The following is a 20,201-nucleotide window of genomic DNA, read 5'->3' as shown; positions in this document are numbered from 1 at the left end:
GTAGATACCAATGAAAAATGTCTTGTTTGTAGCTCCAGAGCACAATGTCGGTGGAATATTTTCATGGGCACAAGTTTTTCGAGAGAAATTTCCTCAATCGGAGTATCGTCTTTATTGTGTAGACAATGCACCTGTTCGAGAAAAGAAAGTCTCTTTTTTCGGAAGAGTTGTAACAGGATTGGCTGCATTATTTAGGATTAAGCGCGAGATTAAATCTATACTTGAAACCACTCATATCGACATTATGCACGCAACGACGAGTGGCTCTATGGGCGTTTTACGAGACTGGTGTATTGGACGAATCTGTAAAAAGAGAAAGATAAAGTCCATTTTACATTGTCATTATGGATGTATTCCCCAAACAATAAATAGCCATAGCCTTATTGGTTGGGGAACATTGATGTCGATGAAGCAGTACAATCAAATATGGGTATTGGATCGAAAATCATATCAAATGCTTCAAAAAATAGATACCTTGAAAAACCGAGTACGTTTGACTCCTAATGGTATAAATCTGGAGAATCAGGTTGTGAACATCATACCTAAACAGTATACTCAAGTTGCATTTATTGGTAATTTGTTACCTTCGAAAGGTGTTGGAGAATTAGTCGCGGCAATGATGTCGGTTAATGAAAATATTTCTTTACATCTTGTTGGAGGAGGTGATATGGACTTTATTTCCAAGATAAAGACAATGGCGGGTAGTGATTGGGGAAAACGGATAAAATATTACGGTGTATTACCTAATAAAGATGCCATTGAATTTATGAATCGAATGGATGTGTTGGTGCTCCCTACCTATTACAAGAGTGAGGCATTTCCCATATCCATTCTGGAAGCAATGAGTTTGGGTAAAATGGTTATTTCCACGAGGCGGGCTGCTATTCCCGATATGTTGACAGGAGCAGATGGCAGCTTGTGCGGCATCCTTGTGGAAGAGCGCAATTCAAAGCAGCTGGCCGAAGCTATTGATTGGTGCCATAATCATCCGGTTGAAGCAGATAAGATTTGTGAAAGAGCACTACAAAAGGTTCGGCAAGCATATGACTTGAATACCGTTTATGCAGAATACAGAAAAAATTATAGAGATTTATTGACAGTATGAAAAAGCGTTTGGTTATCTTTGATGCAGTAGCCTCGTTTCTGCATGGATAAGATCCCTTGAAGTATTGGGCGACATATTGTTGAAAATCAAATGAAAATATAAAAGAGGATATTAAAATTATGCATTATGTCTATTTTTAAAGATAAAATATTGCTCATTACCGGGGGGACCGGGTCGTTTGGCAATGCCGTTTTGCGACGTTTCCTCGATAGCGACGTGCGCGAGATTCGCATATTCAGTCGCGATGAGAAGAAGCAGGACGATATGCGCCATCGGCTGCAAAATCCCAAGGTAAAATTCTATATTGGCGATGTGCGCGACAAGCGCAGTATCGACGGGGCCATGACCGGGGTCGATTATGTATTTTCGGCTGCGGCTTTGAAGCAGGTGCCTTCGTGCGAGTTTTTCCCCATGCAGGCGGTGCGTACCAATGTGTTGGGGACCGAGAATGTTCTCGACTCGGCTATCGAACACGGGGTGAAGAATGTGGTGGTGCTCTCGACCGACAAGGCGGCTTATCCCATCAATGCCATGGGCATCAGCAAGGCGATGATGGAGAAGGTGGCTATCGCCAAGGGGCGTCAGTTGGGCGACTCGGCGACGACCACGATTTGCTGCACGCGCTACGGCAACGTGATGGCGAGCCGCGGTTCGGTCATCCCTTTGTGGATTGACCAGATGAAGAATAATGCCGTGATTACGATGACCGACCCCAATATGACGCGCTTTATGATGACGCTCGACGATGCGGTAGACCTGGTGGTATATACTTTTGAGCATGGTCACAACGGCGACCTGTTCGTGCAGAAGGCGCCGGCAGCTACGCTGGAGACTCTGGCCACGGCCTTGAAGCAGCTCTATGGCAAGGATACGCCGGTGAAGGTTATCGGCACTCGTCATGGCGAGAAGTTGTACGAGACGCTGGTGACTCGCGAGGAGATGGCGCGTGCCGTGGATATGGGCAACTACTTCCGTATCCCGTGCGACAGCCGCGACTTGAACTACGACAAATATTTTGTCGAGGGCAACAAGGTGGTTTCGCAAATCGAAGACTATCATTCTCACAACACGCATCGCCTCGACGTGGAGGAGATGAAGCAATTGCTGCTCAAGCTCAATCTGGTGCGTGACGATTTGAACCTGAAAGCATAGGAGGGGGTATGATACGAGTAGGAATTACCGGGCAGGCTGGTTTCGTGGGTACACATCTGTACCATACGCTGGGGCTCTGGCCCGAAGTGTTCGAGCGGATACCTTTCGAGGATTCCTTTTTTGCCGACCGGGAACGGCTGGAGGCGTTTGTGCGGCAGTGCGATGTCATTGTGCATCTGGCGGCAATGAACCGTCACCCCGATGCGCAGGTGCTGTATGAGACCAACGTGAAGCTGGTGCGACAGCTCATCGAGGCGATGGAGTCGACCGGGGTGCGCCCCTATGTGCTCTTTTCGTCGAGTACGCAGGAGGAGCGCGACAACGAGTACGGCCGCAGCAAGCGCGAGGGGCGTCGCCTGTTCGAGGAGTGGGCCCGCCGTCAGGGGGCCTCGTTCACCGGGCTGGTGGTACCCAATGTCTTCGGACCCTTCGGCCGCCCCAACTATAACTCGTTTATCGCTACGTTTGCCTATAAGTTGACCCACGGCGAGGAGCCGGTAGTGATGCAGGACAGCGAGGTGCATCTCATCTATGTGGGTTCGTTGTGCGAATACATCTGCAAGCGGATCCGCCGTCAGTCCGAGATTGCCGAGGTGGTGGTCGAACGCGACGAAGTGCCCTTCGACTTTGCCATGAAGGTGAGCGAGGTGCTCGACCGCTTCGGCCAGTTCAAGAGCCTCTACCTCGAGCAGGGCATTATCCCGCCGCTCTGTAACCGGCACGAGTGGAATCTGTTCAACACCTTCCGCAGCTACATCGACATGAAGCAGCACTTCCCGGTGCAGCTGGTGCAGCACACCGATGCACGCGGCAGTTTTGTAGAGACGGTGAAGATAGGGGTAGGGGGGCAGGTGAGCTTCTCGACCACGGTGCCCGGCGTCACTCGGGGCAACCACTATCACACGCGCAAGATGGAGCGCTTTGTCGTCATCAAGGGCAAGGCCCGCATACAGCTGCGCCGGGTGGGTACCGACGAGGTGCTCGATTATTACCTCGACGGCGAGCGTCCGGCCTATGTCGATATGCCCGTGTGGTATACGCATAATATATCGAATATCGGCGATGAAATACTGTATGCCCAGTTCTGGATCAACGAGTGGTACGATCCCGACGACGGCGATACCTATTTCGAACCCGTAGAACAAGAACCATGAAACAACTCAATATAAGATTATGAAACCTTTGAAAGTGCTTACAGTGGTGGGCACACGACCCGAAATCATTCGACTTTCGTGCGTGTTGCAGAAACTGGACGCCAGTCCAGCCATAGACCATGTGCTGGTACATACCGGCCAGAACTACGACTATGAGTTGAACGAGATATTTTTCCAGGACCTGGGATTGCGCAAGCCCGACTACTTCCTCAATGCGGCGGGCAACAACGCTACCTCTACGGCCGGGCAGATATTGATCAACATCGACCCCGTGCTCGAGCAGGTCAAGCCCGAGGCCTTCCTGGTGCTGGGCGATACCAATTCGTGCCTCTGTGCCATTGCGGCCAAGAAGCGGCACATCCCCATCTTCCACATGGAGGCCGGTAATCGCTGTTTCGACCAACGGGTCCCCGAGGAGAGCAACCGCAAGATTGTAGACCATATCTCCGACATCAACATGACATACAGCAGCATCGCCCGTGAATACCTGCTGCACGAGGGCATCCCGGCCGACCGCGTAATCAAGACCGGCAGCCCCATGTACGAGGTGCTGAACCGCTACCTGCCCAAGATCGAGGCGTCGACCATACTCGAGACATTGGGGCTCGAGCGCGACCGTTACTTCGTGGTCTCGGCTCATCGCGAGGAGAATATCTCGAGCGACCGCAACTTCGGCAATCTGGTGACGATTCTGAACGGCATTGCCCGGGAGTACGGCTATCCGGTTATCGTGTCGACCCACCCCCGCACCCGCAAGCGAATCGAGCAGACCGGGGTCGAATTCGACCCCTTGGTGCGGTTGATGAAACCGATGGGATTGAGCGATTACAACAAGCTGCAACTCAATGCCCGGGCGGTCATCTCCGATAGCGGCACCATCAGCGAAGAGTCGTCGATTCTCAACTTCCGGGCCCTGAATATCCGCGAGGCGCACGAGCGTCCCGAAGCGATGGAGGAGGCCTCGGTGATGATGGTGGGTCTCAATCCCGAGCGGGTGATGCAAGGGTTGGCCGAGTTGCAGGACCAGAATCTCGAGCACCGCAACTTCCGCCCGGTAGCCGATTACTCGATACCCAACGTGAGCGACAAGGTAGTACGAATCATCTTATCCTATACCGATTATGTCAAGCGAGTCGTCTGGAGTGAAAGGTAAGCGCTGTCTGCTTTTGACCAACTATTTTTACCCCGAGACCTTCAGGGGTAACGACGTAGCCTTCGAGATGGTGAAGCGGGGCTACGAGGTTACGGTCATCACCTGTATCCCCAACTACCCGCAGGGCCGTTTCTACGACGGGTATGGCATGTGGCGCCGCCGGCGCGAGGTAGTCAACGGGGTGAACGTGATACGCGTGCCGGTCATCCCGCGCGGCAACGGCCGGGCCATACGCATGGTGCTCAACTACGTGTCGAGCCTCTTCTTCACCTTTATCTATACGTTGAGCATTGTGCTCCGCAAGAAGTTCGATTTCATCTTCGTGCAGGAACTTTCGCCGGCCTTTATCGGCATTCCCGCCGTGCTGGCCAAGAAGATACAGCACATACCCATCTACTTCTGGCTGCTCGATGTGTGGCCCGAGAGTCTGGCAGCCGGTGGCATCACCAACAAATACATCATTGGCATCGTCGACAAAATCATGCGCCGCATATATCGCAACTGTCACAAGATCTTTATCGCGGCCCCCGGCGTGCGGTCGCTGTTGCAGCAGCGCGGCGTGCGCAACGACTGCATCGAGGACTTGCCCAACTGGGGTGAAGATGCCTTGCAGGGCGATGAGGTGAGCGAAGATCAGCTGCCCCCGTTGCCCGATGGGTTCCGCATCATGTTTGCCGGGAATCTGGGCGAGGCCCAGAACCTCGAGAACGTGATGCGTGTGGCCGAGCGGTTGAAGGACGACAAACGCATCCAGTGGATTTTCATCGGCGACGGCCGCAAGAAGAAGTGGGTGCAGCAGTTTGTGCAGAGCCGCGAAATGGAAGATACGGTCCATCTCTACAAACGCTATCCGATAGAGTACATGTCGGCCTTTTTCAAGAAAGCCGACATCATGTTGCTCTCGCTCTGCAACAACAACGCATTCAATGTGACCCTGCCGGCCAAGCTGCAGGCCTATATGCTCAATGCCAAGCCCGTGCTGGTGATGGCCAACGGCGAGGCCCAGTCGGTGGTCCGCGAGGCGCGGTGCGGCTATGGTGCCAATGCCGACTCTATCGACAAGATGGTGCGCCTCGTGCTCTCCATTTCGCGGGTCCCCAAGCAGGAGCTCGAGCAGAAGGGGCGCAACGGATACCACTACTACCAGCGCCATTTCAGAAGAGACAAGTGTATGAACGACCTCTTCGGAACCATCGAAAACTACAAAAAGAAAGGAGCTAAAAAATGATTATCGACAAGAAACTGCTCGACCAGGTGACGGCCGAAGCCCAGGCCAGCCCCCGGTTGCGCATGAACTACAACTTTCACGAGACGCTCGACGCCCCTGCGCAACGTCTGCTCAATGCGCTCGAGCCGGGCACGGTGTTGCCCATACACCGCCACATGCACACGGCCGAGACCTATGTCGTGTTGCGGGGCCGGCTCAATGTCGACTTCTACAACGAGGACCGTCAGGTGACGGCCCATTACGAACTCGATCCCACGAAGGGAGCCTATGGCGTGAACATTCCCCGCGGGCAGTGGCACACCATCGAGGTGTTGTGCAGCGGTACCGTCATCTTCGAGGTGAAAGACGGTCCCTACATGCCTCTGGCTCCGGCCGACATACTGGAGTAGGTACCTGGTTACCTATCCCGTTTTCTCCGAGGGCGACCCGTCGGTCTATCTGGCCGACAGGTTGCCCTCGGTGCGTACAGGGATGGCGGTGAAGCTGTTGCCGGGATATGAAAAAATTTCGCATCTCTCCAAACCTATGCTATATTTTGGCATATGCCCATATGTAACTTTGTGGCATAAATTTAGAAAAGTATGGAAAGAACGATGATTCAACTGCTTAAACTGACGGCTTCGAAATTGCACAATCGGAAACTCAAGGGACTTACCGGGGAAGAGCTTTCGGGGTTGTTGGGCGAGGTGCAGGCTCGCTTTCATTTGGATAATGTGGATGAGGCTGTTGTCTTTACGGCTCTTTTTGATTGTGGATGCGGAGGGCGGAAGAACGACTTGAACGACCTGGTCGCTTACTTCGGTTGTACGCTGTTGCAGATGATGGAGTATGTAGTGGCTATCCGGTCGTTGGTTCGAAAGCATCTGGTGGTACAGACCAACAGGAGTGAATTTCGAGTGGTAGAACAGATGTTCATAATACCCGATTATGTAATCGAGTCTATCCTGGAAAACAAGATGCCCCATCCGAAAGAGTATATGCCGGGAAATGTGTTTAATCAATATGACTTTTGCGAGGCGGTCGACACGGTGCTGCAAAATCGAAATTCTTCTGATGTTGATTCTCTGAAATGTATCGAGTTTCTGGAGCGGGAGAATGCCGGGATGTCGCTGGTGAAAGAGTTGAAGAGAGTAGTGCCTCAACTGGATGAGCGAGCAATCTTTTATAAACTGTGTTTCGGTTTTACCGAAAATAGCAGTTCGGATGTGGATGATATTCTGGAAGATATCTATAAGAACTATGGGGCACGCTTACAGGCAAAGTATGCTTTACTCTCCAGAGAACATCCGCTGGTTGTCGCCGGATTGATGGAGCTGGTAGACAAGGAGTATCTGGAACTTACAACCGCAGGGGAGCGCCTTTTCCTGGGTGAAGATTTTGAGCGGCTCAAGACGAATGTAGAGAGCGATTGTTATGGCTTTGCGAAAATGGTCGAGGAGTATGTCGACCGCTCCAGGCGTGGAACCAAAACCGCGAGGGATACCTATAGAATGGAAGCAAAACTGGTTGCGATGGAGAAGGACAACCATCACATCTCCAGCCTGGCCAAAGTGCAGAACCTGATTGAAGAGCCCGGTTACAGAATCTTGTTCTATCTGGCGTGCGAAGGTTGCATCGATGGATCGGGGGTTGAGCTGCCCATGGTGTTGAATCTTATCTATTCCCCGAAAGATTGCAGTGCCAATTTGAGCCTCTTCAAAAGTGGGTCTCACAAGTTGCAGCGGCTCGATCTGATCGAGATGGTAACCGAGAGCAGTTTCTTCGGGAAACAGACGAAACTGATACTCACCGACCGGGGGAAAGAGCTCTATTTCGGAGAGGATGCCCGGTTTTTTGTGGAGAAGATCGATGACAAGGAGTTGATTCGGGCATCCGGTATTCGGGAAAAACGGCTCTTCTTTTCGCCTGAAGAGCAGGAGCAGCTGTCGCTGGTAGGCAACGTGTTGAACGAAGAGAACTATCGGGCATTGGTCGACCGCCTCGAGGCCAAATCGCTCCCCCGGGGAATAGCCGTCTTGCTGTATGGAGAGCCGGGCACGGGCAAAACCGAGTCGGTCATGCAGTGGGCCCGTCAGTCGGGGCGCGATATTGTGCATGTCGATATAAGCGCCTCCAAGAGCATGTGGTATGGCGAGAGCGAGAAGATAGTCAAGCAGATATTTACCCGTTATCGCAGTATATGCAAGCACTCGGCACAAAAGCCTATCCTGTTGTTCAACGAGGCCGATGCCCTCTTTTCCACCCGCCAGAATCTGACGGGAAGGGGTAGCATCGATCAGACCGAGAATGCCATCCAAAACATTATTCTCGAAGAGATGGAGACGCTCGACGGGATTCTGATTGCGACGACCAATCTGGTCGACAATCTCGACAAGGCTTTTGAGCGGCGCTTCCTCTTCAAGATACGTTTCAACAAGCCTTCGGTCGAGGCCAAGCGAAACATCTGGCTCGACAAACTGCCCGTGCTCACCGACGAGCAGGCTACCCGGTTGGCCGCGACCTACAACTTCAGCGGTGGCGAGATAGACAACATCGTGCGCAAGGTGACCCTGACCGAGGTGGTCGACGGCACTGCCCCCTCGTGGGAGAATCTTATCCGAATCTGTAACGAGGAGAAGATAGGCCGGGGCGGGTCGAGCGGAAAGATTGGCTTCAATCGATAAAGGCTATGCTTGATTTTTTCATAACAAAACCGTAACTTCACCCAATATAATTCATTAACCTCTATGGCAGCTAACAAATTCGGCCGATATATATGGCTTGTCGATCTCATTAAGAATCACCCCCGCATCACCTTCCGGCAGATAAGCGAAGCCTGGGCCGACTCGGGCCTGGGCGACGGCAAGTGCCTCCCGTGGCGTACCTTTATGAACCACAAGGAGGCCATCGAGACCATCTTCGATGTGATTGTCGAGTGCGACCCCAAGGCCGGCTATGGCTACTACATAGCCGACGACGAGCTGCAGGGCAACAACCTGCGCTCGTGGCTCATCGACTCGTATGCCACCCTCAACCAGGTGCAGGCCGACAGCCATTTGCAGAGCCGCATCTCGTTCGAGCAGATACCCTCGGGCAGCCGTTACCTGCAAATCCTCCTGCAGGCGATGCGCAAGAATCGGGTGGTCGAGTTGGAATATCAGTCCTTCAGCAAGCCGAAAGCCTATACTTTCGAGGTTGAGCCCTATCACCTCAAAGTGGTTCGTCGTCGCTGGTATCTCATCGGGTATAGTCCCAAACGCAACGTCATTTACACCTATGCACTCGACCGCATGTTGAGCGTCGGGATTACCGACAAGCCTTTCGAGCTTCCCGCCGATTTCGACATCGACCACTATTTCGAGGGGTGTGTAGGCATTATGGCCGATGACGATATAGGGATAGACCGGGTAGTCATCAAGACCTACGACTGGGCCCGCTGGTATATCAAGACTCTGCCGCTGCATGCGTCGCAGCGCGAAATAGCCCGCGACGACAAGTCGATTACCTTCGAGTTGTGGGTACGCCCCACCTTCGACTTCATGCAACTGCTGTTGCAGCAGGCGGGGCAGGTAGAGGTGGTGGAGCCCGAGTGGGTCAAAAAGCGAATGTGCGAGTTGGCCCGGGAGGTATGGCAACGATACCACCCGACACTCCCGATAGAGGAGGGGATATCTTTGTTGAAACAAGGAAATAAGCCCTTGGAATAAATTTGGTAAAATGCTTTCACCTGTGCTTCGTTCCGGCATATCGGTGAGGTTACCTTTGTCATACCGTTAATCAAAAATGTTTCACTTAAAACGAAAAATCGATATGTCAAGGGTATTTAAAGTAACGCCGAAAAAAATCAGACGGGTAAACGGCACCGTATTGACTCCCGAAATGGAGGTAACCGTAACCACTCAGCTACACACCGCCGATCCGTTCTACAACGGGGCCAAAGAGATCAAAGAGGCGTACATGCGTCTCTATGGATTTGACTATCAAAAGGCCTGTTGCAATAAGTCCGATTTCAACTTTCGGGCTTTGGATTGAGACAGAGGGGATACTCTTTCCTCGTGGGGTGGGGGAGCTGGTTGCCCCGCCTCGGCGAAGGTAACATGGGGACTTTAAAAAAGCGACACTCCGGTAATCGGTCGATTATCGGAGTGTCTTGCTTTTCGGTGATCCGCCTGGGGCTCGAACCCAGGACCCCAACATTAAAAGTGTTGTGCTCTACCAGCTGAGCTAGCGAATCTAACCTTGGTGCTTTTTGTAAAAGCGTTGCAAAGATAGCGCCTTTTATTGGAATATACAAGGGTTAGCCCCAAAATATTCTATTTATTTTTCGCTCTGGGGCCCATGACTCACGGTCGTGGGATTGATTGTCAGCGCATGAGGGTCTCGAACACCGGGATGAGGAGCGAGGTGATGACACCCATCAGACCGATGGCCAGGCCACTGATGGCTCCCTCGACGGCTCCCAGCTCGATGGCGCGGGCGGTACCCAGTCCGTGGGCAGCCGAACCCAGAGCCAGACCGCGGGCTACGCGGCTGTTGACGTGGCAGCGGTCGAGTACGGCCGGGCCGATGATGCCGCCCAGCAATCCGCAACCAAATACGATGACGGCCGTGAGCGAGGGGATGCCGTGCGAATGCTCCGAGAGAGAGATGGCGATGGGTATCGTAACCGACTTGGGTTGCAGCGACGAGGTGATGGCTTCGTCGACTCCCATCATCCGACAGATGGCGATGACACTCACGATGCCCACGATGCCTCCGGCAAAGACGGCCGTGAGCACGGGAATCTCTTTGCCCCGTATCTGCTCGATCTGTTCGTAGAGTGCATATCCCAGGGCAACGACCGAGGGGCCCAGCAGAAAGCTGATGAAGCTGCTGCCGGCGCAGAAGGTGTCGTAGTCGATGTCGAGCAGCGAGAGTAGCGCGATGATGAGCACCATAGCTACCAGCAGGGGGTGAAAGAGGGCGATATGTTTTTTCTGATGCAGTTTGCAACCGGCCAGATAGCTGCCCAGAACCAGCAGCAGGATGAAGGGCGTGGAGGAGAATATGGCGTTCATTGCTCAACCCCTCCTTTCTTGCGCGACAGTTTGCGGTCGAGATGCTCTTCGGTGACTCCCACCACGATGATGACCAGCAGTGTAGTCACTACCGAGACGGTGAGCAGGACCACCCAGTTGCTCATGAGTATCTTGTACTCGTGCATGAGTCCGATGCTGGCGGGGACGAAGAAGAGGGCCATGTTGCGGGTGAGGGCCGAGGCGGCCTTGTCGACGTCGCGCGGACGTACCCACTTGAGGGTGAGTGCCAGGAACAGCAGTATCATGCCGCACACGCTGCCGGGAATGAGTTTCCCGATGAGCAGGCTTACCATCTCTCCCAGTACATAGAAGAGCATGATGTAGCAAAAACCTTTAATCATTTTCTTAAAACCTTACTTGTTAATACCTAAATACCTAAATCTTTTTTTATCTCTTTTTATTCCTTGTTTCTATAATGAATTTCGTCTTCGCAGACGACGAATCCTTCATCTCGCAGGAAGCGCAGGGCTTCGATCACTTCGTCCTCGGGATAGGGGAGCGAGTCGACTATCCGGTTGCGGCTTACGGTGCCGGTGCCGATTACCTGCTGCACGGCCCGGGCTATCTGTGCAGGGCGCTGTATCGAGGGGCGCTCGTGTTTGCGCCGTTCGATGCAGTTGTCGCAACAGCCACACTCGTAGTCGCTTTTCTCTCCGAAGTATTCGAGCAGCATCTGTTGCCGGCAGCGGGTCGAGGTGGCATAGGTAATCATGCTCTCGATGCGGTCGGCCATGCGTTTGCGTCGCTCTTCGTAGGCCTCGCGGGTGATGTGCACGTAGCGGGGTTCCATGCGTTCGCGGGTGTAGACGATGTAGGGGGTGCGCCGCCGGGGCACGTAGTGGAGCACATGCAGACGGTTCAGCTTGAGCAGTGCTTCGTAGACGGCATGCTGGTCGATGCCGAGCCGCTGGGCCAGCAGATCTTCGTGAATGTATATGTAGTCGGCAAAGAGCCCGGTGTAGGAGCGCAACAGACATTGCAGCACGCGGTCGGTCTGCGGGTCGCAGTCGCGCAGGTTGTAGAGCTCCTCCTTGTGCACCAGAATCATCACGCGCGAGAGGGTGTCGGTCTCTTCGATAAACTCGATGTAGCCCGATATGGTGAGTATTTTCAAGGCATTGAGCACCGGCGTGGCGGTGTAGTTGAAGGTGGTGCAGAAGCGCTTCAGGTTGAACTCGAATATCGAATCCATGCCGCAACCGAGGGCAATCTCGAGGAAGTTGCTCACTCGCTCGTAGACCTTCAGCACAAACTCCTTGTCGGGAAACTCCTCGGTGAGTCGCTTGTGCAGGTTGGCCTTGTCGCGCCGGGCATAGAGCAGCACGGCGTAGGCGCGGGCCCCGTCACGACCGGCCCGGCCTGCCTCCTGAAAATACTCTTCGGGAGCGTTGGGCATGTCGAGATGCACCACCACCCGCACATCGGGCTTGTCTATACCCATGCCGAAGGCGTTGGTCGATACCATTACCCGCGTTTCGTTCTCTTTCCACCGGCGCTGCTTCTCGTTCTTCTCCTCCTGTCCCAGACCGGCGTGGTAGTAGTCGGCCGAGATGCCGGCCCGCGTCAACGCCTCGGCCACCTCTTTGGTGCGCTTGCGGTTGCGCACATAGACGATGGCGCTGCCGGGCACCCGGGTGAGGATGCGCAGCAGTTGCTGCATCTTGTCCTCGCCCTGCCGCACGACATACGAGATGTTGGGGCGGGTGAAGGGGGTGCGGAATACGCGCCCGTCGTGAAAGTCGAGTTTCTGTTGTATATCCTCGGCCACGCGCGGAGTAGCCGTGGCGGTGAGTGCCAGCACGGGAACGTGAGGCAGGGTGTGGCGTATCTGGGCAATCTTCAGGTAGGCGGGGCGGAAGTCGTAGCCCCATTGCGAAATGCAGTGTGCCTCGTCAACGACGATAAACGAGACCGGCAACCCCTTGATGCGGGCCGTGAAGAGCTCGGTGTCGATGCGTTCGGGTGAGATGTAGAGAAACTTGAATCGTCCGTAGAGGCAGTTGTCGAAGGTGACCACCATCTCGCGGCGCGACATGCCCGCGTGGATACAGGCGGCTCGTATGCCCCGGGCGCGCAGGTTGTCGACCTGGTCTTTCATCAGGGCCACGAGGGGAGTGATGACAAGGCAGAGCCCTTCGCGACAGAGGGTGGGTACCTGGAAGGTGAGCGACTTGCCCCCGCCGGTAGGCATGAGTCCCAGCGTGTCGTGTCCGTCGAGCAGCGAGGTGATAATCTCCTCTTGCATAGGGCGGAAACGGTCGTATCCCCAATACTTCTTCAATATTTCGTAGATAAGCTCTTGCATGCCTTTCCTTGAAAATCGACTGCAAAAATACAATTTTATCTATTACGATATAGAAATCGGGTGACGAAAATTGGAGCAAAGCCGCAAATCGGTAGGGGGCCTGGCATGATAGCGGAAGCCGATAAAAACAGCAGAGGCACGGTATCCGGGTCGGTTGCCGTGCCTCTGCCGTGATGCGGTTTAGCCTCCGCTCGGTTATTCCGAGGGGCGTATATCTTTGATAAAGAGTTGTATCGATCCGCTGTTGTGGGTATTCTCTTCGATGGTGTAGCAGATGTCGAACGGTTTGCCTGCCTTGATGTGGTCGAAGTGACGGCTCATGTTGAAGGCGATGCCGTTCATAATGTTCTTCGACTTGCTGTCGACCAACTCCAGTTTCACGTGTTCGTTTTTCTTGCCCACGAGCCGACTCGTGCCGTAGTCGGTCACGTGCCGGGTGCTGAAAATGGGCTTCTGGTTACCGGGTCCGAAGGGGTTGAATTGCTTGAGCAGCGCGAAGAACTCGGGGGTGATTTCGTTGAAGTCGATTTCGGTGTCGATGTCGATTTGGGGTTCCATCTGTTCGGGCAGGATGTGTTTGGCCACATGCTCCTCGAAGCGGGCGGTAAACTCCTTGATGTGCTCCTCTTTCATCGAGAGACCCACGGCGTAGGTGTGGCCGCCGAAGTTCTCGAGCAGGTCGCGGCACGACTCCACCGCCTTGTAGATGTCGAATCCCTGTACCGAGCGGGCCGAGCCGGTAGCCAGTCCGTCGGAGAGGGTGAGCACCACGGCCGGGCGGTAGTAGAGTTCGGTCAGGCGCGAGGCCACGATGCCGATGATGCCTTTGTGCCAATCCTTGTTGTAGATGACAATCGATTTGCGGTGGTTGATGTCGACATGCTCTTCGAGTATCTTGCTGGCCTCTTCGGTGATGCGCTTGTCGAGCTCCTTGCGGTTCTCGTTGTACTGGTCTATGTTCTGGCTCTTTTCGAGGGCGCCGGCCATATCTTTGGCCACCAGCAGGTCTACCGCCTCTTTGCCCGACTGCATGCGACCCGAGGCGTTGATGCGGGGCCCGATTTTGAAGACGATGTCGCTGATGGTGATGTTTTTGTTGTTCAGTCCGCACACCTTCAGGATGCCGCGCAGTCCCATGCTGGGGTTGGAGTTGAGCCGCTTGAGGCCGTGATAGGCCAGGATGCGGTTCTCGCCGGTGATGGGCACGATGTCTGAGGCGATGCTCACGGCCACCAGGTCGAGCAGCGGTTCCAGGTCGGCGGCTATGTCGATGCCGTTGTTCAGGGCAAAACCCTGCATGAACTTGTACCCCACGCCGCAGCCCGACAGATGTTTGTAGGGGTAAGTCTCTCCCTCGAGTTTGGGGTTGAGGATAGCCACGGCGTCGGGCAACTGGTCGTCGGGCATGTGGTGGTCGCAGATGATGAAGTCGATGCCTTTGCTCTTGGCGTATGCAATCTTCTCCACGGCCTTGATGCCGCAATCGAGGGCGATGATGAGCGTGATGCCGTTCTGGGCGGCATAGTCGATACTCTTGTCGGAGATGCCGTAACCCTCGTCGTAGCGGTCGGGGATGTAGTAGTCGAGCCCCGAGTAGAAATTCTGCAAGAACTTGTATACCAGCGATACGGCCGTCGTTCCGTCCACGTCGTAATCGCCATAAATCATAATTTTTTCTTTACTCCCTAATGCGCGGTTGAGCCGAACTACCGCTTTCTCCATATCTCGCATGAGGAACGGGTCATGCAGATCGGACAGTTGGGGTTTGAAAAACTTCTCCGCTTCGGCGACAGAAGTTACCCCTCGTTGAGTCAGTAGTTTACAGAGCGCAGGGACCCGTGGGTATCGGGCCTCTAATCTCTGGGCTATCTGTTGTTGGTTGGATGTTAGGGGTAAGTAATTCCATTTACTTATCATTTATATTTTTTTTATTTTTTATCGCTCTCGGTTCCCGCAACGACCGGCTGCTAAAAGCCAGACAGCCCGGTGGTGTCCAGCGGGAAAAATGGACTTCGGCCCAGCTATCTGCCTTGTCCACATTTATATAGCAATGAGCAGGAGATGTAATTGCTTACAGACAGTCCTTTTTCACCTCATTATTGGCGTAAAGTTATAAAAAGACATTCAATGTTGAACCGTTTTTGCGCATTAAAATTGTAAATCTTCAAAATTTTAACGTCGCCGATTCGGTCGGGTCGGGAGCGGTTTGCGGAGCCAGCAGCAACTCGTAGTCGACTACGTCGAGCCACTGCCCGAATTTATGGCCTACCTCTTTGAAGAGCGATACCTGTTCGAATCCGAGCCGCAGGTGGAAGGCGCGGCTGGCCTCGTTGTTGCCGGTGATGCAGGCAATCAGGGCCCGATAGCCCTGCCGGCGACACTCCTCGATAAGACGGAGCATGAGTTCCCGGCCCAATCCCTTGTTCTGGCCGAGAGGCGACAGGTATACGGTGGTTTCGAGCGTGTGGCCGTAGGCGGCCCGCTCTTTCCAGGGGTGTGCATAACAGTAACCGACTACGGTGCCCGCCTCTTCGGCTACGAAGTAGGGGTAGTGGTCGGCAATGTGGGCGATGCGGTCGCGCATGGTTTCGGGGGTGAGCGGTTCGGTCTCGAACGAGATGGTGCTGTGCAGTATATATTCGTTGTAGATGGCCGTAATGGCGTCGGCATCGTGTGGGGTAACCTCGCGTATCATCGTATCGTCTCTTTTTTAGGGCACGAATATACGAATAAACGGCCGACCGTTGTATACGGGTGGGGGCTATTTCCTTGAAAAAAAACGGGAGGCAACCATCTTGCAGGTTGCCTCCCGGGGATAATGTGTTTGTGTCGTACCGGTTACTGGTCGATCATGTGCACATCGACTTGCGGGTAGGGGAAGTGCAGGTTGTACTTCTCGAACTGTTTGTATACCTGCTCGTTGAAATCGTAATAGACACCCCAGTAATCGCTGGCGGCAGCCCAGGCGCGAACGGTCACCTCGACGGCGCTGTCGGCCAGGCTGCTCAGAGCCACGAACGGGGCCGGTTCGGTCAGTACCCGTTTGTCGGCCGCGAGCAGTTGCAGGATGACCGTGCGGGCCGTGTCGAAGTCGTCGCCATAGGCGATGCCTATCTTCCAGTCTACGCGGCGGCGCCCCTCTTTCGAGTAGTTGTTGAGGCTGCCGGTCGAGAGCCCGCCGTTGGGTATGATGATGGTTTTGTTGTCGGGTGTGTTGAGTATGGTGTTGAATATCTGTATCTCCTTGACGGTGCCCGAGTAGCCTTGCGCCTCGATGAAGTCGCCCACCTTGTAGGGCTTGAAGAGGAGAATCATCACCCCGCCGGCAAAGTTTTGCAGCGTGCCGCTCAGTGCCATACCTACGGCAAGACCGGCCGAGGCAAAGATGGCCAGGAACGAGCTGGTGTTGATGCCCAGGATACCGATGACGATGACGATGAGGATAAGCATGAGTATGATGCGGATGAGGCTCAGCAGGAAGGTGCGCAGCGAGAGCTCCACGTTGCGGCGGACGAAGGCTTTGGCCACGAAGCTGTGGATGCGGTTGATAATCCACTTGCCGATAAAGAAGACGGCCAGAGCGATGGCTACCTTCACCAGACCGTGCAAAATGGCCGAGATGGCTTGCTCCATGAATTGTTCGAACGAAAGCGACGAAAGCGACGAGAGCTTTTGTTGCCAGGTTTGGGCTACCTCTTCGGGAGCCGGCAGGTCGGGCGTTTGTGCCCACAAGGTCAATAGCGAATTGAGAATAGACATACGTAAAATATAGGGTTAATGGTTTTTATTGGTTTCTTAATTGGCAATCGGGTAGACTTGTTGGTACCAGTCGAGGGTGGTGTAGTAGCTGTCGAGGGTTGCGTCGCCGCTTCCCAAGGCATAGGTGCTCAAGCCACAGTGCGTGTTGACGGGCACTGTTCCCAGAATCGAGGGGGTAGCCGCCCGGTAGATTACGGTAGCGGCCAGGGCCTGGTCGAGCAGGCTCATCTCGTCGGCCGTAGCAATTTTCGACAGGTAGTCGCGCAGGTCGAAACAGATGTAGGGCCGTTGGCGGTCGAAGTGCTGCACCTGGGTGAGGTCGGGGGCGGCCTCCTCGCTGTGGGCTGCGAAGATGGTGCGTGTGGCGTCGGCCAGCACCTCGAGTTTGCTGCAGTCAATCAGGCTGGTGGTAGCTGTCCGATAGGCCCCCGAGAGTCCGTCGTAGTAGGTATAGATGGCGTGGCACACGCTGCTCAGGTCGAGCCGGTAGTCAAAGAGCAGGGGGATGGTGAGCGTATAGGGCATGCCGGTCCCCATCACCTCGGCAGCCGAGCCTATGTAGTAGTCGGTCTTGTTGCGCAACTGGTAGGCGCACTCGACACTGCCCATGAAGCAGACGTCGGTGAGGATGAACCGGAACCGATGGTCGGGCAGGGCCCTGACCAGTTCGTCGAGCTCCATGTAGTTTGAACCGTCTTGCCCGAACGAGCGGGTAAGGGGGCCCGTCCACCGTTTGCGCGAGAGGGCCAACGATGAGTTGCCCGGCACCCATCCGGTGCTGTGCGACCAGAGTATCAGGCCATACTCCGAGGCGGGGAACAGCTCGATGGTCTCGTCGACGATTGCACTCAACACTTCGCCGGTGGCCGAGTTGCGGTTGGGGTACTCCCTCACAATCACCTTTTGGGCCTGCCCCGAGGCATCGCGCTTTATCTGAATCAGTTGCGGATTGGTGTCGCCACCGTCGCGATAGATAATCAGATTGCCGCCGTTCAGTTCGCCGGCCTGGGCCACCTGCAGCATTTCTTTGATGTTTTGCGTGTCATACCCGTAGTAGCCCAGGCTGTTGTCGGAGAGCATGTAGACCAGCACCGTGCGGTCTACGGGGACAGGCTCGGGCTCGTCGTCTTTGCAGCATGCGGTCAGAAGCGAGGCGACGGCTACCAGCAAAAACAGATCCCAAAGGCTCGGGCGGAAAAGGAATATTGTATCGAATCTCTTCATAATTCGCAAAAATAACAGAAATTTTTTCAAGGACTGTTTTTTTTGAGTACTTTTTAGAATCCCGGAGTGGGAGAATAAGGTCTAAACCTGTACCTTTGTTAGGTAAAATATCGGGTATGAAAAAACTTGGATTTTTGTTTTTGATTCTACTCTTGCCTTTGGGGCTGTGGGCGCAAAGCTATTACCAGTGGGTCGAGAAGGCCGACAGTTGCATCAAGGCCAAGGATTGGGCCGGGGCCGAGCATGCCCTGCTGAGTGCGTTGCGTACCGAACCGGCCAACGGCCAGAACTCGCTGCTGATGTCGAATCTGGGCACCGTGCAGCGCTATGCCGGCAAATACGACGAGGCGCTCAGAAGCTACTCCAACGGTCTGCTGATGACCCCCAACTCGGTCACGCTGCTGCGCAACCGGGCGGCCCTCTATTCCGAAATCGACAGCATCGACCTGGCCTATAACGATTACAGTCAGATATTGATGATTGACGACTCCGACGAGGATGCCCTCTACCAGCGGGGACTTATCGAGCTGGGGCGGGGCGATACGATTTCGAGCCGGGCCGACTTCGAGCGGCTGCTCAAAATCAATCCCGCCAGTGCCAACGGTCGCATCGGCTTTGCTTCGCTGCTGAAGGTGATGGGCTACTACCCCGAGGCCATCGAGGTCTATTCGCAGGTCATCAAGTTCAACCCCGAGAAGGAGATTCTCTATGTAGGGCGGGCCGAAGCCTACCTCTTTGCCGGGCAATATGCCAAGGCCGACAAGGATATAGAGAAGGCCATGGAGCTCGACCCCGACGACCCGGTGGTCTATGTGTTGCGGGCGTTGGGTAAGTTGGCCCGGTATGAACGGGAGTCGGCCAAGGCCGATTTGAAGCGGGCTGTCGAGCTGGGGTACGACCGGGAGTCGGCCGAGCAGTTGCTCCGGCAAGAGGAGTAGCGGGTAGGTTCGTCTGTTTCGTGCAGGAGGCAGACCCTGATTGCCGCCGAAAGAATGTAAAGATTTTTTCCCCACCTATTGCGCCGACGAAAGAAAATGCGTACCTTTGTTGTATGATTGAACTGGCGCGTCATATTGAATATTTGTTGCTGCACAACGACCGGGTTTCGGTGCCCGAGTTGGGTGTGTTTACGGTTACTTACCGCGAAGCTCGACTGCTGCCCGACGGGAGTTCGTTTTTGCCCCCGGTGCGGAGTATCGGGTTTCTCCCCGGCGAGACAGGCGACGACGAGCGGTTGCTCCGCTCGGTGATGCGTGCCGGTTTTCTGTCGTACGACGAGGCTCGCGAAGCCCTCGACGGCGAGGTCGGCTCCATTCGCCGGGCCATCGAGGCTGATGGCGAATATCGGTTGGGTCGGCTGGGCCGTTTCGTACAGCGCGACGGCGGGTTGAGTTTCTGTGCCGATGAGGCCAATTTTGTCGAATATCCCCGGTTTGGGTTTGCCCCGGTCGAGGTGAATCTGCTGGAAGAGCCCGAGGTCGAAAACGAAGTGGCCGTGGTCGAAGAGGCGAAGACTCCCGACCGCATCTACATTTCGTTCCCGCGTCGCACGTTGCGGGCCGTGGCTGTAGCTGCGGCGGTCATCGTTTTTCTGCTGATGTTGTCGAAGCCCGTCCATACACCCGATACCACCGTCAACTACGCCGGTTTGCTCTCGGCCGAACTTTTCGGCACGGCAAACGATACGGCCCAACTTCTCGACGAAGGCGACGTGCCCGACACTCGGGCCGAGTCGCAGCAAACTGCTCCTGCCGCCGAGGAGACGACGGCCATCACAGCCGATGCACCCGCTACTGCCGATACCTATTACATCATAGTTTCGTCGCTTCCCTCCAAACGATTGGCCGAGAAACAGATTGAGTGTTTCCGCCAGCAGGGCGTTGCGTGCGACCTGCACATCTATGAGACGGCGCGGAAGTCGCGGCTCTATGTGGCCTCGTTCAACGATTTCGAAGAGACTCGTCAATACCTCTCGCAACTGGTCAAGGAGCAGCCCCTTTTTGAAAATGCCTGGATTATGAACGCCCGGGATTGAGGGGCGTGACGCGTGGGCTGGTCTCGGTC

General features: G+C 54.7%; 18 protein-coding genes and 1 tRNA gene. 11 read left to right on the top strand and 8 right to left on the bottom strand.

The features are described 5' to 3' along the window. Positions 1-10: 10 nt before the first annotated feature. The 9 genes from B5F38_RS10080 to B5F38_RS10040 all read left to right on the top strand — a co-directional run bounded on the left by B5F38_RS10080 (position 11) and on the right by B5F38_RS10040 (position 9,803). The gene (locus B5F38_RS10080; protein WP_087409166.1) at positions 11-1,105 is read left to right on the top strand and encodes a glycosyltransferase; all 1,095 of its coding nucleotides are present in this window, start codon (positions 11-13) and stop codon (positions 1,103-1,105) included. A gap of 126 nt (positions 1,106-1,231) precedes the next feature. Next, positions 1,232-2,257, top strand: coding sequence for a polysaccharide biosynthesis protein (locus B5F38_RS10075; RefSeq protein ID WP_087409165.1), 1,026 nt, complete (start codon positions 1,232-1,234; stop codon positions 2,255-2,257). Between the two features lie 8 nt (positions 2,258-2,265). Beyond that, complete coding sequence (locus B5F38_RS10070) at positions 2,266-3,411, top strand: NAD-dependent epimerase/dehydratase family protein (RefSeq protein WP_087409164.1); 1,146 nt, start codon at positions 2,266-2,268, stop codon at positions 3,409-3,411. 19 nt (positions 3,412-3,430) lie between these two features. Beyond that, positions 3,431-4,564 carry a UDP-N-acetylglucosamine 2-epimerase (non-hydrolyzing) gene (wecB, locus tag B5F38_RS10065; RefSeq protein ID WP_087409163.1) on the top strand — a complete coding sequence of 378 codons (1,134 nt, stop codon included), beginning with the start codon at positions 3,431-3,433 and terminating at the stop codon, positions 4,562-4,564. Between the two features lie 13 nt (positions 4,565-4,577). Next, positions 4,578-5,792, top strand: a complete 1,215-nt coding sequence (locus tag B5F38_RS10060; protein ID WP_158096871.1) for a glycosyltransferase family 4 protein — start codon at positions 4,578-4,580, stop codon at positions 5,790-5,792. Further along, positions 5,789-6,181, top strand: a complete 393-nt coding sequence (locus B5F38_RS10055) for a WbuC family cupin fold metalloprotein (RefSeq protein ID WP_087409161.1) — start codon at positions 5,789-5,791, stop codon at positions 6,179-6,181. Before B5F38_RS10060 ends, B5F38_RS10055 begins: the two co-directional genes overlap by 4 nt. A 192-nt stretch (positions 6,182-6,373) precedes the next feature. Then, a complete protein-coding gene (locus tag B5F38_RS10050) occupies positions 6,374-8,455 on the top strand; it encodes an ATP-binding protein (protein WP_087409160.1) in 2,082 nt (693 codons plus the stop codon). Positions 8,456-8,518: 63 nt separating this feature from the next. After that, positions 8,519-9,478 carry a WYL domain-containing protein gene (locus B5F38_RS10045; RefSeq protein ID WP_087409159.1) on the top strand — a complete coding sequence of 320 codons (960 nt, stop codon included), beginning with the start codon at positions 8,519-8,521 and terminating at the stop codon, positions 9,476-9,478. A 103-nt stretch (positions 9,479-9,581) separates the two neighbouring features. Beyond that, a complete protein-coding gene (locus tag B5F38_RS10040; RefSeq protein ID WP_087409158.1) occupies positions 9,582-9,803 on the top strand; it encodes a DUF6140 family protein in 222 nt (73 codons plus the stop codon). Between the two features lie 129 nt (positions 9,804-9,932). Here the strand turns inward: B5F38_RS10040 and B5F38_RS10035 are convergent. From B5F38_RS10035 to B5F38_RS10000, 8 genes are all read right to left on the bottom strand, one after another. Then, positions 9,933-10,005, bottom strand: a tRNA-Lys gene (locus B5F38_RS10035). Positions 10,006-10,135: 130 nt separating this feature from the next. Further along, positions 10,136-10,828: an LrgB family protein gene (locus B5F38_RS10030; protein ID WP_087409157.1), complete on the bottom strand. Its 693-nt coding sequence runs from the start codon at positions 10,826-10,828 to the stop codon at positions 10,136-10,138. Next, a complete protein-coding gene (locus B5F38_RS10025) occupies positions 10,825-11,190 on the bottom strand; it encodes a CidA/LrgA family protein (RefSeq protein ID WP_143240964.1) in 366 nt (121 codons plus the stop codon). Before B5F38_RS10025 ends, B5F38_RS10030 begins: the two co-directional genes overlap by 4 nt. A gap of 56 nt (positions 11,191-11,246) precedes the next feature. Then, a complete protein-coding gene (locus B5F38_RS10020) occupies positions 11,247-13,154 on the bottom strand; it encodes an ATP-dependent DNA helicase RecQ (RefSeq protein WP_087409155.1) in 1,908 nt (635 codons plus the stop codon). Positions 13,155-13,349: 195 nt separating this feature from the next. Continuing rightward, positions 13,350-15,071, bottom strand: a complete 1,722-nt coding sequence (gene recJ, locus B5F38_RS10015) for a single-stranded-DNA-specific exonuclease RecJ (RefSeq protein ID WP_087409154.1) — start codon at positions 15,069-15,071, stop codon at positions 13,350-13,352. Between the two features lie 247 nt (positions 15,072-15,318). Beyond that, positions 15,319-15,849, bottom strand: a complete 531-nt coding sequence (locus tag B5F38_RS10010; protein ID WP_087409153.1) for a GNAT family N-acetyltransferase — start codon at positions 15,847-15,849, stop codon at positions 15,319-15,321. Between the two features lie 143 nt (positions 15,850-15,992). Then, a complete protein-coding gene (locus B5F38_RS10005; protein WP_087409152.1) occupies positions 15,993-16,913 on the bottom strand; it encodes a mechanosensitive ion channel domain-containing protein in 921 nt (306 codons plus the stop codon). Between the two features lie 36 nt (positions 16,914-16,949). Then, a complete protein-coding gene (locus B5F38_RS10000; RefSeq protein WP_087409151.1) occupies positions 16,950-18,137 on the bottom strand; it encodes a clostripain-related cysteine peptidase in 1,188 nt (395 codons plus the stop codon). A gap of 134 nt (positions 18,138-18,271) precedes the next feature. Here B5F38_RS10000 and B5F38_RS09995 point away from each other — a divergent pair, with 134 nt between their 5' ends. Both B5F38_RS09995 and B5F38_RS09990 read left to right on the top strand, forming a co-directional pair. After that, the gene (locus B5F38_RS09995) at positions 18,272-19,075 is read left to right on the top strand and encodes a tetratricopeptide repeat protein (RefSeq protein WP_241147848.1); all 804 of its coding nucleotides are present in this window, start codon (positions 18,272-18,274) and stop codon (positions 19,073-19,075) included. 113 nt (positions 19,076-19,188) lie between these two features. Continuing rightward, a complete protein-coding gene (locus B5F38_RS09990) occupies positions 19,189-20,172 on the top strand; it encodes a hypothetical protein (RefSeq protein WP_087409149.1) in 984 nt (327 codons plus the stop codon). Positions 20,173-20,201: the final 29 nt, after the last annotated feature.

Origin of the sequence: Barnesiella sp. An22, from assembly GCF_002159975.1 — a bacterium.
Taxonomy (GTDB): domain Bacteria; phylum Bacteroidota; class Bacteroidia; order Bacteroidales; family Barnesiellaceae; genus Barnesiella; species Barnesiella merdigallinarum.
The sequence above is the reverse complement of the archived record's forward strand: the minus strand, read 5'-3'. Positions and strand labels throughout refer to the sequence as shown.

Excerpts from the sequence above, each read along its gene's own strand:
- B5F38_RS10080 (WP_087409166.1), top strand. The coding sequence starts at position 11 with ATGAAAAATGTCTTGTTTGTAGCTCCAGAGCACAATGTCGGTGGAATA.
- B5F38_RS10075 (WP_087409165.1), top strand. The coding sequence starts at position 1,232 with ATGTCTATTTTTAAAGATAAAATATTGCTCATTACCGGGGGGACCGGG.
- B5F38_RS10070 (WP_087409164.1), top strand. The coding sequence starts at position 2,266 with ATGATACGAGTAGGAATTACCGGGCAGGCTGGTTTCGTGGGTACACAT.
- wecB (WP_087409163.1), top strand. The coding sequence starts at position 3,431 with ATGAAACCTTTGAAAGTGCTTACAGTGGTGGGCACACGACCCGAAATC.
- B5F38_RS10055 (WP_087409161.1), top strand. The coding sequence starts at position 5,789 with ATGATTATCGACAAGAAACTGCTCGACCAGGTGACGGCCGAAGCCCAG.
- B5F38_RS10050 (WP_087409160.1), top strand. The coding sequence starts at position 6,374 with ATGGAAAGAACGATGATTCAACTGCTTAAACTGACGGCTTCGAAATTG.
- B5F38_RS10045 (WP_087409159.1), top strand. The coding sequence starts at position 8,519 with ATGGCAGCTAACAAATTCGGCCGATATATATGGCTTGTCGATCTCATT.
- B5F38_RS10040 (WP_087409158.1), top strand. The coding sequence starts at position 9,582 with ATGTCAAGGGTATTTAAAGTAACGCCGAAAAAAATCAGACGGGTAAAC.
- B5F38_RS10030 (WP_087409157.1), bottom strand. The coding sequence starts at position 10,828 with ATGAACGCCATATTCTCCTCCACGCCCTTCATCCTGCTGCTGGTTCTG.
- B5F38_RS10025 (WP_143240964.1), bottom strand. The coding sequence starts at position 11,190 with ATGATTAAAGGTTTTTGCTACATCATGCTCTTCTATGTACTGGGAGAG.
- B5F38_RS10020 (WP_087409155.1), bottom strand. The coding sequence starts at position 13,154 with ATGCAAGAGCTTATCTACGAAATATTGAAGAAGTATTGGGGATACGAC.
- recJ (WP_087409154.1), bottom strand. The coding sequence starts at position 15,071 with ATGATAAGTAAATGGAATTACTTACCCCTAACATCCAACCAACAACAG.
- B5F38_RS10010 (WP_087409153.1), bottom strand. The coding sequence starts at position 15,849 with ATGATACGCGAGGTTACCCCACACGATGCCGACGCCATTACGGCCATC.
- B5F38_RS10005 (WP_087409152.1), bottom strand. The coding sequence starts at position 16,913 with ATGTCTATTCTCAATTCGCTATTGACCTTGTGGGCACAAACGCCCGAC.
- B5F38_RS10000 (WP_087409151.1), bottom strand. The coding sequence starts at position 18,137 with ATGAAGAGATTCGATACAATATTCCTTTTCCGCCCGAGCCTTTGGGAT.
- B5F38_RS09990 (WP_087409149.1), top strand. The coding sequence starts at position 19,189 with ATGATTGAACTGGCGCGTCATATTGAATATTTGTTGCTGCACAACGAC.